The organism is Clostridium cadaveris (assembly GCF_020911725.1).
Classification (GTDB): Bacteria; Bacillota; Clostridia; order Clostridiales; family Clostridiaceae; genus Clostridium_X; species Clostridium_X cadaveris.
In genome coordinates this window covers 1,440,070-1,456,093 of the sequence record NZ_CP076620.1, presented here as the reverse complement: position 1 = coordinate 1,456,093, position 16,024 = coordinate 1,440,070, and the positions used below count along the sequence as shown (strand labels likewise).

Sequence of the window (16,024 nt, the reverse complement as noted above, 5' to 3'; positions counted from 1 at the left end):
ATTGTAAAACTTCCATCTCTTTTTAAAGAAAAGTTGCACACCATTAGATAACGATTTATAACCTTCAGAGAAAGTTAAAACTCCTTCTGAAGCTAAGAATTCAGTTTATTATAACTCAAATATAGGGGAAGACCGCTTTTGGCTTCCCCTATATATTATACCATCAGTTAATGAAATTGCTATTATTTATCGTCATCAACCTTAAAATCTGCATCTACTACATTGTCATCATGAGAAGCACCTGCTCCTGGATTTCCACCCATGTCTGGACCTGCTCCTTGACCTGCTTGTTGCTGATCTTGATATAATTTTGATGAAATAGCATAGAATTCTTGAGTTAATTCTTCAGTAGCCTTTTTAATAGCTTCTAAATCTTCACCATCTTTGATTTTCTTTAATGCTTCTACTTTAGCTTCTATCTTTGATTTATCTTCTGCTGAAACTTTATCTCCTAGTTCATTTAAAGTCTTTTCAGTTTGATAAACTAATTGATCTGCATTATTCTTTACTTCTATAGATTCTTTTCTCTTCTTATCTTCTTCTGCAAATTTCTCTGCTTCTTTAACTGCCTTATCTATTTCGTCATCAGAAAGATTAGTTGATGCAGTAATTGTTATATTAGCTTCCTTTCCTGTTCCCTTATCCTTAGCAGATACATTTACTATACCATTAGCATCTATATCAAAGGTTACTTCTATTTGAGGAATTCCTCTTGGGGCTGGAGCTATTCCTGATAAAGTGAATCTTCCTAAAGTCTTGTTATCTGCTGCCATTTGTCTTTCACCTTGAACTACGTGAATTTCAACAGATGTCTGTCCGTCAGCAGCTGTAGAGAATACCTGGCTCTTTCTTGTTGGTATTGTTGTATTTCTTTGTATAAGTGATGTAGCAACTCCACCTAAAGTTTCAATTCCTAAAGTTAATGGAGTAACGTCTAATAATAATACGTCCTTTACATCTCCTGTTAATACTCCAGCTTGAATTGCAGCTCCTATAGCAACACATTCATCTGGATTTACTCCCTTTGAAGGTTCTTTTCCTGTAAAGTTCTTAACTGCTTCTTGAACTGCTGGTATTCTTGTAGAACCTCCAACTAATACTATCTTATCTATATCGCTTAATGAAAGACCTGCATCAGCTAAAGACTTTCTCATTGGCTCTATAGTTCTTTGTACTAAATCATGAGTTAATTCATTGAATTTTGCCCTAGTAAGATTCATATCTATATGCTTTGGACCAGTTGCATCTGCAGTTATGAATGGAAGATTTATATTTGTTTGAGTTGATGAAGAAAGCTCTATCTTAGCTTTTTCAGCAGCTTCTTTTAATCTTTGTAATGCCATTTTATCATTTCTTAAATCTATTCCATATTCAGCTTTGAATGTTTCAGCAATGTAGTTCATTACAGCTTCATCAAAGTCATCTCCACCAAGCTTTGTATCTCCGTTAGTTGCTTTAACTTCAAAAACTCCATCTCCAAGTTCTAGTATAGATACGTCGAAAGTTCCGCCACCTAGGTCATATACTAATATCTTATGATTTGTGTCAACCTTATCCATTCCATAAGCAAGTGATGCTGCTGTTGGTTCGTTTATTATTCTTAAAACTTCAAGACCTGCAATTTTTCCAGCGTCCTTAGTTGCCTGTCTTTGGCTATCGTTAAAATATGCTGGAACAGTTATAACCGCTTGAGTTACTGGCTCTCCTAAGTAAGCTTCTGCATCCTTCTTTATTTTTTGAAGTACCATTGCTGATATCTCTTGAGGAGTATATTCTTTGTCATCTATCTTAACTTTATGGTTAGTTCCCATATGTCTCTTTATTGACATTATAGTCTTTTCTGGATTTGTTATTGCTTGTCTTTTTGCAACCTGTCCTACTAGCCTTTCACCATTAGCTTGGAAAGAAACAACAGATGGGGTTGTTCTTGCTCCCTCTGAGTTTGCTATAACTACTGGTTCTCCACCTTCCATAACAGCTACACATGAATTTGTTGTTCCTAAATCAATTCCTATTACTTTTCCCATTTTCTATTTCCTCCTTATACTCTTCTCTAATTAATTAGCTACTTTTACCATGCTATATCTTAAAACTTTATCTCCTCTTTTGTATCCCTTTTGGAATACTTCCACTATTACATTAGGATCTAAGCTTTCATCCTCTACATGCATTACAGCATTGTGGAAGTTAGGATCAAAGTTACCATCTGCATCTATTTCTTCAACATTTAATTTATTTAATGAATCCTTAAATGACTTCATAGTCATCTCTACACCTTTTTTAATGTCTTCTGCACTGCCTTCCATAGAAATAGCTCTTTCTAAATTATCTATTATAGGCAATACTTCTTTTAATACATCCTCACAAGCATCGGTATATATGCCTTCTTTTTCTTTTGAAGTCCTTTTTCTGTAATTGTCATACTCTGCTGTTATTCTTAACAATCTGTCCTTTAATGTGTCAACTTCCTTTTGAAGTTTATCTTTACTATTCCTTAATATGGCTAACTCCTCCTTAAGGGCATCAAATTCGTTTTTTTCATCTTCTTTTTGAACTTGATTTGCATTCTCTTCAATATCCACATTTTCGGATTCTTCTGAAACATTTTCTTCAAGATTTTCTTTTAATTTTTCATCTAAATCTTCAGCAGAAGAATTTTTCTTATTTTCCTCCATAGTAACACCTCATTCCATTAATAATCAGTATTAAATCTTAGCACTTCATTCAGCTCATTCACAACTTTTGCCATTATGGATGTAACCTTGGAGTAAGGTATCCTTGTTGGTCCTATAAGAGCAATAGATCCAAGAGATTTATCTCCTATCTTGTAAGATGCCGAAATAATACTACAATCTTTGGCCTCTGGCAAGAAATTTTCCTTTCCTATCCTTATAGAGATTCCTTGTTCATCTGTAAGTAAATTTTTAATGTATTCCTTACTATTAATTAGTGATAGAAATTCCCTTGCCCTTTCAACGTCATTATACTCAGGATAGTTGAACATATTTGTTGCACCTTCCATATATACGTCGGTATCGGAACTTTCTTTTAAAATATCATACAACGCTGGAACTATAGCATTAAATATCTCATCATATCCTTGCAAATCACTCTTCATTTTATTAATTACTTCTAAATTAATTTGCTCAATTGTAAGATTTTTAATTCTTTCATTTAAAGTAGTTGACATCTTATAAAGCACTTCACTGCTTGGAACAATTCTAACTCTTATCATACTATTTTTTATTATAGAATCATCAGTTACAACTACCAGTAAAATCAAGTTATCATCAATCCTTATAAGTTGAAGCGATTTTATATAACTCTTATTTACTGATGGTGTGGCAAGTATGCATGTAAGCTTTGTAAGCTCTGATAATAATCCCATAGCCTGCTTTAAAGTCTTATCAACTTCAAATAAAGCTTTATCTAACAAATATCCTTTTATTAGATTTTCTTCTTCAAGAGTAACAGGTTCATTTCGCATAAGTTTATCTACATAAAGCCTATAACCTCTATCCGAAGGCTTTCTTCCAGACGAAGTATGGATTTGTTCAAGATACCCCATCTCCTCTAAGTCGGCCATTTCGTTTCTTACAGTTGCTGAACTTATTCCTAAGTCATATTTTTTTGCAATAGTTCTGGAGCCAACAGGCTCGCCAGTATTGATGTAGTCACTAATAATAGCCTGAAGAATTTTTATTTTTCTATCATCAATATCCATGAGACCACCTCACTTATTAGCACTCACTCTTGTCGAGTGCTAATGACTACGATTTAAAGATATCATTTAGCCTTTTTTTTGTCAATATCACCCTTAGCTATTCTTTTTAATATTTAGGCATTTTATTGATAATATCCTATAAATTCTCGAATTATCTTCTTTTTTCTTTGTATATCTAAGTTTTATATTCCAAAAATATTTTTTATCGATTACAATATGAAATCCTTCATTACATAATTAGAAACTTCTATTCCGTAAGTTGTTAGATATATTTTTTCCTCATCTTCTACAAGGAGCTTATTTTTTATATGAGTTGATATTACTTCTCCATATACTTCATGAATTTCTTTCTTAAATCTTTCTTTAAACTCACCTTTATTTATTCCTTCTATCTTTCTAAGACCCATAAACATGAATTCTTCCATATCATCCTTTATTGAATTTTCAAACACCTCTTCTATAGCATTCCCGTTTTCCATCATAAATTTTATATATTTTTCTATAGAAGTATAATTACTTATTCTTTTTTCATCTATATAAGAATGAGATCCCGAACCAATGCCTATATAATCATAAAGACTCCAGTATACAATGTTATGCCTGCATTCATATCCTGGCTTTGAAAAGTTAGATATTTCATATTGATTATATCCACTTTGCTTCAATATTCTTAAAGCTCTTAAATACATTTCTCTCTCTAAATCTTCATTAGGGAGATTTAGTTTTCCATCATCAAAAAGTTTATAAAAAACCGTCTCTTCTTCTACTATAAGACTGTAGCAAGATATATGTTCCGGTTTCAGATCTATTATTGTCTTCAAAGTTTCATCTAAATCTTCTAGACTTTGGTCCGGAAGGGCAAACATCAAATCTACGTTTATATTATTAAAGCCAAGATTTCTAGCAAGTATAAAATTTTCTTTAAACTCCTTATAACTGTGAATTCTTCCTATTTCCTTCAGCAACCTATCTTGGACAGCCTGAAGTCCTATGCTCAGTCTGTTTACACCCATATCTTTTAAAACCTTAAGTTTTTCTTCATTTAAAGTTCCCGGATTACATTCTACTGTAAATTCTCCGTCACTTTTTAAGTTGACTTTTTTCATTATAGTTTTAAGTTTAATTAATGCCTCTAAATTTAAATAGGTGGGAGTACCGCCACCTATAAATATAGTATTTATAGCAGTATCTCCCACCCTTAAATCAAGTTCTTTTTCTAATGAATTTAAATAATCATTTATTAAGGTTTCTTTTCCACTGAAGGAAGGAAAATCACAGTAAAAACACTTTTGTTTACAAAATGGTATGTGAACATAGAGTGATTTACCTTTCATGTTTTTCCTCCATATTAATCGACTTTCAGCACAGACATGAATGCTTCTTGAGGCACTTCTACTGAACCTACCTGTCTCATTCTCTTCTTTCCTTCTTTTTGTTTTTCTAAAAGCTTTTTCTTTCTGCTTATATCTCCACCATAACACTTGGCAAGAACGTCTTTTCTCATAGCCTTTACAGTTTCCCTTGCTATGATTTTAGAACCTACTGCTGCTTGTATAGGGATTTCAAATAACTGTCTTGGAATTATCTCTTTAAGCTTTTCTGCAATTCCTCTTCCTCTATGATAAGCACGTTCCTCTGGAACTATCATAGATAAAGCATCTACTATATCTCCATTTAAAAGTATATCTAGCTTTACAAGTTTTGTTTCCTTATAACCTTTAAGTTCATAATCTAGTGATGCATAACCTCTAGTTCTGGACTTTAAAGCATCAAAGAAGTCATATATAATTTCATTTAGAGGTATTTCATAATTAAGCATTGCTCTTGTTGTTTCAAGATATTGCATATCTATGTATGTTCCTCTCTTATTTTGACAAAGTTCCATTACTGCACCTACATAATCTGTAGGAGTTATTATGGAAGCTTTTACAATAGGCTCTTCCATGTATGATATTTCAGATGGTTCAGGAAGATTAGCTGGATTAGTTATATCAAGGACAGTGCCCTCTGTCTTAGCTACTTTGTATATAACAGATGGTGCTGTTGTTATAATATCCAGATTAAATTCTCTCTCTACTCTTTCTTGAATTATTTCCATATGAAGCAATCCTAAGAATCCGCATCTAAAACCAAAACCTAAAGCCAATGATGTCTCTGGCTCAAATGATAAAGCAGCATCATTTATCTGAAGCTTTTCTAAGGCTTCTTTTAATTCTCCATACTTGGCTCCATCTACAGGATAAATTCCACTGTATACCATAGGTATAGCTGGTCTATATCCTTCAAGAGCCTCTGTTGCTGGTCTTTCAGCTTCAGTAACAGTATCTCCAACTCTAGCATCCCTTACATTTTTTATGGAAGCTGTTATATATCCAACATCTCCAGCCTTCAATTCTCCTGTAGGTAAAAAGTTTGGCGAGAAAACACCTGCTTCTGTTATCTCGTAAGTTTTGTTTGTAGCCATAAGCTTTACTTCTGTGCCAACCTTAAGACTTCCCTCTTTTACCCTTATGTAACACACTACACCTTTGTATGCATCATAATATGAGTCAAAAATAAGTGCTCTTAAAGGAGCATCTTCATCTCCCTCTGGGCAAGGCACCATTTCAACTACAGCCTCTAAAACATCATTTATATTTAGTCCTGTCTTTGCAGATATAAGAGGAGCATTATGTGATTCTATTCCTATAACATCCTCTATCTCCTGTTTTACTTCATCTGGTCTTGCAGATGCCAAATCTATCTTGTTTATAACAGGTACTATTTCTAAATCATGATCCAAAGCCAAATAACAATTAGCTAACGTCTGCGCTTGTATTCCTTGTGTCGCATCTACAACAAGAACTGCTCCTTCACAGGCTGCAAGACTTCTAGATACCTCGTAGTTAAAGTCTACGTGACCTGGGGTATCTATAAGATTTAATATATATTCTTTGCCGTCTTTTTCTCTTCTATATATAAGCCTTACTGCTTGAGATTTTATAGTTATTCCTCTCTCTCTTTCAAGATCCATGTTATCAAGAACCTGCGATTCCATTTCTCTTCGAGTTAGAGTTCCTGTAGCTTCTATAAGTCTATCAGCAAGGGTTGATTTACCATGGTCAATATGGGCAACTATAGAAAAGTTTCTTATACACTTTTGTCTTTCACTGCTCACGCTTTCACCCCCGTAACATAATAAGTCAAAATAAATTATATCACAAATCACATGAGTTCTGTCAATATTTTAATATGTGCATTTTATTAAGATTTTATATAGATAAATTTAATAAGGTCTGAATTTCTTCAGACCTCATCTACTATTTTTCAAACATGTCTTTTACATATTCTTTTAAGGTTGTCATATTAGTCTTAAAATTATATGCCATATCAGTCGTCATATTATCATTTACCACTATATTATAATCGCCAAAATTTATTTTTAATGAAAATGGATCTGAGGAATTGTATATCTTTAAAAAACTTCTATCTCTATCTCTCAAAAATATCTTCTCATATCCTTCATCTTTAAGCAGACTTTCTGTATTAGATACAGTATTTTCTAAATATTGATTTTTGGCAGTCATATCTATATTTATAATTATTATACCTGCAAATAATATCAAAGCAGCAATCACTATTACTATACTTTTTTTATATTTTCTTATTACATTCATAATAAAAGACACCCCTATAAGTATTTTACTTATAATGATGTCCCATATTATAGATTTATATTCCTTTTTTTACTTTTTACCATTCAATTCTTCTGCAATGAGTCTTCCTATAATCTTAGCAGTATTCTGCGCCTCATCTAATGTATTCATTTCAGTTCCCATCTCTATAAGAACCACATTATCACTTAAATCCTGATTAAAGTGATAACTTCCATGATTATACCACCATATATAATCTCCCCATTTAGTCTGTCTCATTGCCCCTGGATATAATTTATTTGCAGTTGCTATCATTCTATCTACAAGAGGCTTATTTTTACTATAATTACTTCTATCTTTTGATATTACAAACATAAATCTAGCTACCTTTTCTCCATTTACTGTAGCTGTAACGCTGTCCTTATTAACTCCAGAGTCTCTGTGAAGGTCTATTATAAGTTTAAAATTCCCATATTTATTTAAATATTTTTGTACTGTTTCTCTGGACCTTTTATAACTTAAAGTATACATATCATTATGGAGCGTGTTGTCATGAATAACAGATATACCGTATTTATCTTGAAGTTCTGATGTCAATACATCTCCTACTGCAACTATGTTTTTGCTATTGTCTTTTGAATTGGCATCTCCTGGCGCAAAACTTTCAGTGGTGTGACTATGATATATTAAAACCTCTGGCTTATTAGGGTTCAAAGTTTTCTTTAAAGATGCATCAGATACTTCTATAGAACCATTGCTACCTTCCTCATCCTTTACTATGTTTGTTTCATTTAATTTAAACGGGTTCAAACCATTAAGCTCTGGCTTGCCTCCTCCATTATCTTTTAAAGCTTCTTTGAAAAACGGAATTTCTTTAGCAATTATAGATAATGGGTTACTTATGTTTATGCCTAAGGCATTTAATACTTCTTCTTTTATATTTAATCTATGTTCCGATTCTCCAATATTATTTCCTTGAGTCAATATAGGAATTGAGTAATTAAGTATAGACGTGTATAATATGTTTCCTTTAGTTCCTTTTATCATTTTATCGCTTAATGAATTTAAAAGCATTAAACTCAAAATGATGGTAAGCAAAAATAATCCTAGGAGCTTAAGTTTTAGCATTTTATTAGCATTAGTTTTAAATTCAATCACAAGAATCCCTCCCCATAGTCTTAATATATGAAGAGGGATTTTTTTATATGATTAATTTAAAAATTTATTTATATCTTCTACATCTAGTGATGGCTGAAGTGCCATATTTATTCCTGTTGAAATTATCTTCGATACTGCATCTATTACAGCATCCACATCCTTAGGAGTAACTACTAAATCCCCCACATAAGGATTTAATAAATCACGTATCATCCTGTTCTTTTCTCCTTTGTCAAGAGATTTAAGCATATTATAAAACTCTCCGCCACTAGTAGCTTGATGTATCATCTCATCTAATACTAAGTCTATGCTGTCATTAGCTATTGTTGCAGCATCAACTACTGTTGGAACACCTATTGCTATTACAGGAACACCCACAGTTTTTTCACTTATTTCCATTCTTCTGTTACCTACTCCTGCTCCTGGACTTATACCTGTAGTACTTAACTGTATAGTTGTATTTACTCTGTCTATCCTTCTTGAAGCCAAAGCATCTATACATATAATAAAATCAGGTTTTATATTTGATACTATTGATTTTATTATCTCTCCAGTTTCAATACCTGTTATCCCCAGAACTCCTGGCGCTATAGCACATACAGGTGTCACTTCATCATCTATACTGTCTGGCATTAATGCCTTTAGGTGTCTTGTTATCATGAGCTTTGATACAACTTTAGGTCCCAAAGCATCAGGAGTCACCTTCCAATTTCCAAGTCCTACTACAAGAGTAGTGCTTTCTTTCTTTACTTTTAATATTTCACCTATTTGAAAAGCCAATATTTTGCTAACTTCGTCCATAAGTTCTCCATCATAAAGTGTCAACTGAGGCATTTGAAGGGTTATATATGTACCTATAGGTTTCCCCATATTTTCTTCTCCAGTTTCATTTAAAATTTTAACTGTAGTCACATCAACATTTCCTTGTTTTCCCTCTAGAAACTCTATCCCATCTGATTCTTTTCGATTAGTTTCAACATACATTTCTCTAGCTTCTAAGGCTAGGTCAGTTCTTATACTAAACATAAAATTTTCACTCCTTAAACTTTCTCTATATACTATTTTCTCTATTTTTCTATAGAAATATTACTAAAACTAAAAAATACTATTCTTTTTTCATTTTTTTATAAAATAAATAGACAGATCTATATAAATAAAGACTTGAAGTAATAATAGATTAATGTTATAATAGCTTTTGTTAAAATGAAACTCGCAAGCAGATTCCCCAAGCTGCTGAGACCCTATAAAATTAAAGGGGGTGAATTAGAATGGCAAACATAAAATCAGCTAAAAAAAGAATAAAGGTTACTGAAGCTAAGACTTTACAAAATAAGATGATAAAGTCTGCGCTTAAGACAACTATAAAGAAATTTGAATCAGCTGTTGCTGCTAACAACGCAGAAGAAGCTAAGGTTGCTTTCAACGCTACAGTTAAAGCTTTAGATATGGCTACTTCAAAGGGAGTAGTACATCAAAACATGGCTGCAAGAAAGAAATCAAGACTATCTGCTAAGTTAAACGCACTAAGCGCATAATAAATAAACCGGTATTTATACCGGTTATTTATTTTTTTGATATTTAATTCTTAATTTGTGCACTTCTTACAAGAAGCATTTCAAGTTCCATCTTAGCATTGACAGATTTTGATTTCAGTATTCCATCTACATCTGCACATATCTTTATGCATTCTTTTAACTTTTTCTCTGAGAATCTTCTGCTCTGTTCCATTATTCTTTTTCCAACATAGAAATTCACTCCATGAAGCTTCTCAAATTCTTCTGCTCCTTGTCTATTATTTACAGCAACTTTTCCTTTCAATAAAAGATCGAACTGTCTTTCAATCATATATAAGATATTTATTTCATTTGTCCCTTTAAATATAAGTTCATTCATAAGGGAAATAGCTTTTTCAATTTTTCCTTGGCATATTGCATCCACTAAATCAAAAACATCATCAGTATGAGATATATTTAGAAGCTTTGATATATCATCTTTAGTTATAGTTCTATCCATACAATAGCTTATGAGCTTATCTACATCATTTTCTATTATGTTCAAATCCTTACTACTGTTTTCACAAAAATAAGTAAGTTCTATCTTCCCTATGTCTCTTCCTTTTTCTCTAAAAATATCAGCAACTTTCCTATACAGCCTATCACCTTTTAGTTCCTCTACTTTTATCAGACATATATCACTTTTCATATTATCCAAAGCTTTATTTTTTTCTCTCTTATCATTAAATACATAATAAGCTATTATAACACAGTGATTTGGAGGATTTTTTAGGTAATCCATCAGCTCTTTGCTTTCTTTTTTTGCGTTGCCCTTTCCAGCTTCCTTAGATTTTGCCCTTAATGCTTCTGTTCTATAAAGAACCATAACCTTTTTCTCACTCATGAAAGGTATATTTTCCGCATTTTCCTTAAAGGACTGAAAATCAAAATTCATTCCGTCAAATTTAAATAAATTCAAATCTTTTAGAGGACCATCTAAAACTTTATCTATAATGGCTTCTATAGCTTCCTTTATCTGCTTTTCATCTATTCCATAAAAGATATAAGAATTGTGTACTATACCTTTTTTTAATTCTAAATACAAATTTTCAATAGATATATGACTCATCTTTTACCCCCCTATTTTAAGTATCTTTCCATTTAGTATGGTGTAAATGCAACCTTCTACATTTAAATCCAGAGTTTCATAATCTTTATCCGTAATTAAATACCGTTTATTTTCATTAACTAATATACCATACTTAGAATTTAATTTCACTTTCATATTTTTATCTTTCAACGGCTTAATCTCAAAACCGACATATTTATTTCTTAATTTTTTGCTTTTCCCTTCATTAATTATTATAAGTTCTCTTTTAAATCCATCATTTACAGTTATACCATGCTCGTATCCTTCTTTTACTGGGAAGATTAATGGAAAGAAGTTGTAAGAACTTATAGCTGCACATATACATGCCGATAATGCTAAAGCTTTTCCCCATTTTATATTATTGAAATAAAATATAATTCCCATCAAAAATGCCATATATATAATTCCTATAGCATAATCCATATAGCTTATATTAGGTGATATTGCTGTAAGGATGCCACATAAAAAATATATAAAATCTATAAGTTTCCCTATCAAAAATACAGATACATTCTTTAATACAGGTATAAACTGTATGGGTATATATATCATGCCTAGAACTACTAAAACACTGTAAAGCGGTATTAAAATCATGTTTCCTATTACAAATCCTAATGCAAAGTTGTTAAATGAGAAGGCTGTATAAGGAAACACAAAAACTTGTGCACTTAAGCATAAACTTAAATTGCTATTTATTTTTTCTGGAAGTTTGTATAATAGTTTTCTAATTTTATTATAAAATAAAATTATGCCTAATGTAGAAATATAAGATAAGTGGAACCCCATATTAAGTGCAAAATAAGGTTTATATACTAAAAGAATTAAAGCGGATGTGCATAGGGCACTTAATGGATTATATTTTTTATATAAACACTTGCTGAGTTTCATCATCATTATCATAATAAAAGATCTTATAGTTGCTGCTTTGCTTCCAGTGAAAATCACATACAAAAAGCAAATTATAAGTGCAACTTTATACCCAAAAACTTTTTCAACTGCTGAAAACACTAATGCTATATGAAGTCCTGATACACTTATAACGTGTATTATACCTAAAGTTTTTAATTGGTTCATAGTATCTTCGTCTATAGAATCTACCATTCCATATGCAACACCGTTTATAACCGCTGCTCTTTTATCTCCTAATGTTTCTTTAAAAGAGTCTATAGTATAATTCTTAAATTCATATATCTTTTGTAAAATACCACTTCTTGTCTCTTTCACAATATCTATATAAATTGTTCCAATAAATCCATTTTCATAAGATATTTCTTTTTTAAAAACCCCATGTCCTTTTATATAGCTGCCTTCTTTTATTTTTTCTTTGTTGTCCGGAAGATTAAGATTTACCCTTCTTCCTTTATATTCCCCCTCAGTATAATATTCCTTATATTCATCCAGCTTTAATTCATATACTCCCCTTCGTGGCACATCTATATTGAAATATTGATAAAATAAACCAAAACCTAGGATTAAAAATATAATCATGAGAATAGCATATTTATTTTTTATAGTTACAGCCATAACTCCTGATATTGTAATAAAGAATATAAGTGCAATAACCTTATTAAAAAAGTACAAATATCCAGACAGCATACCCAAAAACACCATAATAGTATAATATACAATTGCTTTATTCATAAAACCCTCACATAAAAAATAGTCTTTCTATAAGCATTAACAATTATAGAAAGACTTAGTCAAAATTTCTTTATGTATTCTTTTATTTTGTTCTAGACCTAGATAATAAAGCCATTATATATCCAAAGATTATTGCAGCAGTTATCCCACCAGCAGTTCCTTTGACCCCTCCAGTAAGAACTCCTATAAGTCCACTATTATCTACTTCTTTCATTACTCCCTTTGCCAAAGAATATCCAAACCCTGGAAGAGGAACTGTTGCTCCGGCTCCTCCAATCTCAACTAATTTATCATAAATGTTGAGTCCTCCAAGGATTGCTCCTATAGTTACAAAAGCTACCAATATTCTTGCTGGAGTAAGTTTAGTTTTGTCCATAAGAATTTGCGCTATAACGCAGATAAGTCCACCTACTATAAAAGCTTTTATGTAATCCATTATCTCCCCTCCTTATTGTATTCTATGGTTACAGCATGTGCGATTCCAGGTATAGTTTCTCCTTGATAGCTGCTTGTCGGACTCATTAAAGCCCCTGTTGAAACAATCATAATTCTCTTAAACTTTCCTTCCCTCATCTTCTTATATACGTATCCGCATCCAACTACAGCTGAGCATCCACATCCACTTCCTCCAGATTCTGTTTTCTGCTCACTATCATCGAATATGGAGTCACCGCCATCCATATATATGCTTCTTATATCCAAGTCATATTCTTCTAAGAGCATCTCTTCAGTTATACTCTTTCCTACTTTACCCAAATCTCCACTCATTATAAGGTCATAATCTTCTACTTTAAATCCTGTATCCTTAAAATGTTGACTTATAGTAGAAACAGCTGCTGGAGCCATTGCTGCTCCCATATTGTTTGCATCATTTATTCCATAATCTTTTACCTTTCCTGTAGTTATATATGTAACTTCAGGATAGTCTCCATTCAGTCCTAAAAGCATACATCCAGATCCAGTTACAGTCCATTGAGCTGTTTTTGCTCTTTGACTTCCAAACTCTAAAGGATATCTATACTGCCTTTCAGCACTGCTGAAATGTGAGGATGTGCATGCCAAAGCGTAATCAGCAAATCCTCCGTCTAATGTCATTGCTGCTAAGCTTAAAGATTCGGACATAGTTGAGCATGCTCCATACAATCCAAAGAAAGGAATATCAAGGCCTCTTGCAACATAGTTGGAAGATATAGTTTGGTTTAAAAGGTCTCCCGCAAAAAGATAATTTATATCCTTATCCTGAAGGCCAGCTTTTTTTATGGTTTCTTTAATAGCAAGATCCATAATACTGCTTTCAGCTTTCTCATAGCTGTCTTGACCATTTTTATCATCTTTTAAAATTATGTCAAAATAATCTTTTAAAGGACCCTGACCCTCTTTAGGTCCGACAACAGAAGTCGTTGCTATAATTTTAGGTTTCTTTTCAAGCTTTACAGTTTGTTCTCCCATTCTTTTACTCATAATATCACCACTTTCTTTACATTACATATTTCACTATATAATAAACTATTCCAACTAAGACTGAAGATGATATACCATAAACCAATACCGGTCCGGCAATTGTAAACATCTTAGCACCTACACCAAACACATACCCTTCAGATTTAAATTCTATGGCTGGAGAAACTATAGAGTTAGCAAAACCTGTTATTGGTACAACAGTACCTGCTCCTGCGTAATTAGCTAATTTATCATATACTCCAAGTCCGGTTAGGAAAGCTCCTAAAAATATCATGGTAGATGATACTAATATAGAAACTTCATCTTTATCAAAGCCAAAATTAGTATATAAGTTAAAAAAAACCTGTCCGATTGTACAAATAGCTCCTCCAAATAAAAAAGCCATTATACAGTTTTTTAGTAAATTTGGCTTTGGCTCAGCTTCCTTAGCTATCTTATGAAATTTTTTCTGCAATTCACTATCTTTTTTATCCATAATATCCTCCCTAAATATATTTTCTTCTATTTTGCCAATTCTATATAATTTATATTCAAAAAAAGAAAAAGGACTTAGCGTCCTCATTCTGTAAGCATCTCTTTCATCTGCTTTAAAACCTTTTTTTCAATTCTCGATACTTGTACTTGGCTTATTCCAAGCATCTTTGCAACCTGCACTTGAGTTTTATCTTTAAAATATCTAAGCATTATTACCTGCCTAGCTTTTTGATCTAAATCTCTTAAAGCTTCTTTTAAGGCTATTCTATCTATTATAGCCTTATCTTCTTCTGGACTTTCACTAAGTTTATCTATAAGCAATACTGGAGCACCTTCATCTTGATGAATAGTATCATAAAGGTAGTTTATATTATTTATTGAATCTAACGCAAAAACTACATCTTCTACATCTATACCTGAATACTCTGCAAGTTCTTCTACGGTAGGCTCTCTATCAAGCTTTTTAGTTAATGCTTCTCTATCATAATGCAGCTTTTTTGCCGTATTTTTTACACCTCTGCTGACTTTTATCATACCATCGTCTCTTAAAAATCTCTTGATTTCACCTACAATCATAGGCACAGCATAAGTTGAGAATTTAACATTAAAGCTAGCATCAAAATTATTTATTGCCTTTATAAGTCCCATGGAACCTATTTGATATATATCTTCGTAGTCATAACCTCTATTTAGAAATTTTTTGCTTATAGATGAAACTAATGGAAGATTTATTCTTATAACCGTGTCTAAAGCATTCTTATCTCCTGTTTTAGATATCCTTATAAGTTCTTCATTGTCGTCATAGTTGTAAAGCTCTTTTTTTTGTAATACTTCATCCATAACTTTCACCTAACTTACTGATTTAAAGATTTTCTTCATTATGACCTTTGTACCTTTTCCTTTCTCGCTGACAACTTCTAAATTATCCATAAAGCTTTCCATAACGGTAAATCCCATACCTGATCTTTCAAGGTCTGGTCTTGAAGTATATAAGGGTTCCATAGCTTCCTTTAAGTTCTCTATACCTACTCCATTATCTTCTACAATAACAGTAACATTATTATCACATATTTCAGCCTCTATCATAACTAGCTTATCCTCTTTATTCTCATACCCATGTATGATAGAATTTGTAACTGCTTCTGACACTGCTGTCTTTAAGTCTGAAATTTCTTCAATAGTAGGGTCGATTTGAGAAACAAAAGCCGCTACAGCAACTCTTGCAAACCCCTCATTTTCTGATTTACTTAAAAACTCTATTTTCATTTTATTATGAAGCATATTTATC

Annotated in this window: 16 protein-coding genes; 1 reads left to right on the top strand and 15 read right to left on the bottom strand. The window is 32.1% G+C overall.

Features of this window, described 5'->3' with window-relative positions; all coding sequences use genetic code 11:
* Positions 1-182: 182 nt before the first annotated feature.
* The 8 genes from dnaK to gpr all read right to left on the bottom strand — a co-directional run bounded on the left by dnaK (position 183) and on the right by gpr (position 9,543).
* Entirely contained in the window at positions 183-2,027 is a 1,845-nt protein-coding gene (gene dnaK, locus KQH81_RS06700; RefSeq protein WP_027637958.1) for a molecular chaperone DnaK, read from the bottom strand.
* Between the two features lie 30 nt (positions 2,028-2,057).
* Complete coding sequence (gene grpE / locus KQH81_RS06695) at positions 2,058-2,675, bottom strand: nucleotide exchange factor GrpE (RefSeq protein WP_027637957.1); 618 nt, start codon at positions 2,673-2,675, stop codon at positions 2,058-2,060.
* Between the two features lie 17 nt (positions 2,676-2,692).
* A complete protein-coding gene (hrcA, locus tag KQH81_RS06690; protein WP_027637956.1) occupies positions 2,693-3,724 on the bottom strand; it encodes a heat-inducible transcriptional repressor HrcA in 1,032 nt (343 codons plus the stop codon).
* A 209-nt stretch (positions 3,725-3,933) separates the two neighbouring features.
* A complete protein-coding gene (gene hemW, locus KQH81_RS06685) occupies positions 3,934-5,058 on the bottom strand; it encodes a radical SAM family heme chaperone HemW (RefSeq protein ID WP_027637955.1) in 1,125 nt (374 codons plus the stop codon).
* A gap of 14 nt (positions 5,059-5,072) precedes the next feature.
* Positions 5,073-6,881 carry a translation elongation factor 4 gene (lepA, locus tag KQH81_RS06680; RefSeq protein WP_027637954.1) on the bottom strand — a complete coding sequence of 603 codons (1,809 nt, stop codon included), beginning with the start codon at positions 6,879-6,881 and terminating at the stop codon, positions 5,073-5,075.
* A 142-nt stretch (positions 6,882-7,023) separates the two neighbouring features.
* A complete protein-coding gene (locus KQH81_RS06675) occupies positions 7,024-7,380 on the bottom strand; it encodes a hypothetical protein (RefSeq protein WP_027637953.1) in 357 nt (118 codons plus the stop codon).
* Between the two features lie 69 nt (positions 7,381-7,449).
* Positions 7,450-8,517 (bottom strand): stage II sporulation protein P, encoded by a 1,068-nt coding sequence (locus KQH81_RS06670; protein ID WP_027637952.1) that lies wholly within the window; start codon positions 8,515-8,517, stop codon positions 7,450-7,452.
* 51 nt (positions 8,518-8,568) lie between these two features.
* The gene (gene gpr / locus KQH81_RS06665; protein ID WP_027637951.1) at positions 8,569-9,543 is read right to left on the bottom strand and encodes a GPR endopeptidase; all 975 of its coding nucleotides are present in this window, start codon (positions 9,541-9,543) and stop codon (positions 8,569-8,571) included.
* Between the two features lie 242 nt (positions 9,544-9,785).
* On the opposite strand from gpr, the gene rpsT reads away from it, so the two are divergent.
* A complete protein-coding gene (gene rpsT, locus KQH81_RS06660) occupies positions 9,786-10,052 on the top strand; it encodes a 30S ribosomal protein S20 (RefSeq protein ID WP_027637950.1) in 267 nt (88 codons plus the stop codon).
* Between the two features lie 43 nt (positions 10,053-10,095).
* Here rpsT and holA read toward each other — a convergent pair whose 3' ends face one another.
* The 7 genes from holA to spoIIAB form a co-directional block, all read right to left on the bottom strand.
* Complete coding sequence (gene holA, locus KQH81_RS06655) at positions 10,096-11,139, bottom strand: DNA polymerase III subunit delta (protein ID WP_027637949.1); 1,044 nt, start codon at positions 11,137-11,139, stop codon at positions 10,096-10,098.
* A 3-nt stretch (positions 11,140-11,142) separates the two neighbouring features.
* Positions 11,143-12,801 (bottom strand): ComEC/Rec2 family competence protein, encoded by a 1,659-nt coding sequence (locus tag KQH81_RS06650; protein WP_051196187.1) that lies wholly within the window; start codon positions 12,799-12,801, stop codon positions 11,143-11,145.
* 82 nt (positions 12,802-12,883) lie between these two features.
* Complete coding sequence (gene spoVAE, locus KQH81_RS06645; protein ID WP_027637948.1) at positions 12,884-13,237, bottom strand: stage V sporulation protein AE; 354 nt, start codon at positions 13,235-13,237, stop codon at positions 12,884-12,886.
* A complete protein-coding gene (spoVAD, locus tag KQH81_RS06640) occupies positions 13,237-14,262 on the bottom strand; it encodes a stage V sporulation protein AD (protein WP_027637947.1) in 1,026 nt (341 codons plus the stop codon). Before spoVAD ends, spoVAE begins: the two co-directional genes overlap by 1 nt.
* Positions 14,263-14,278: 16 nt before the next feature.
* On the bottom strand, positions 14,279-14,737 hold the full coding sequence (spoVAC, locus tag KQH81_RS06635; protein WP_027637946.1) for a stage V sporulation protein AC: 459 nt from the start codon (positions 14,735-14,737) through the stop codon (positions 14,279-14,281).
* A gap of 83 nt (positions 14,738-14,820) precedes the next feature.
* Complete coding sequence (gene sigF, locus KQH81_RS06630) at positions 14,821-15,576, bottom strand: RNA polymerase sporulation sigma factor SigF (protein WP_027637945.1); 756 nt, start codon at positions 15,574-15,576, stop codon at positions 14,821-14,823.
* Positions 15,577-15,585: 9 nt separating this feature from the next.
* Positions 15,586-16,017: an anti-sigma F factor gene (spoIIAB, locus tag KQH81_RS06625; RefSeq protein WP_027637944.1), complete on the bottom strand. Its 432-nt coding sequence runs from the start codon at positions 16,015-16,017 to the stop codon at positions 15,586-15,588.
* Positions 16,018-16,024: the final 7 nt, after the last annotated feature.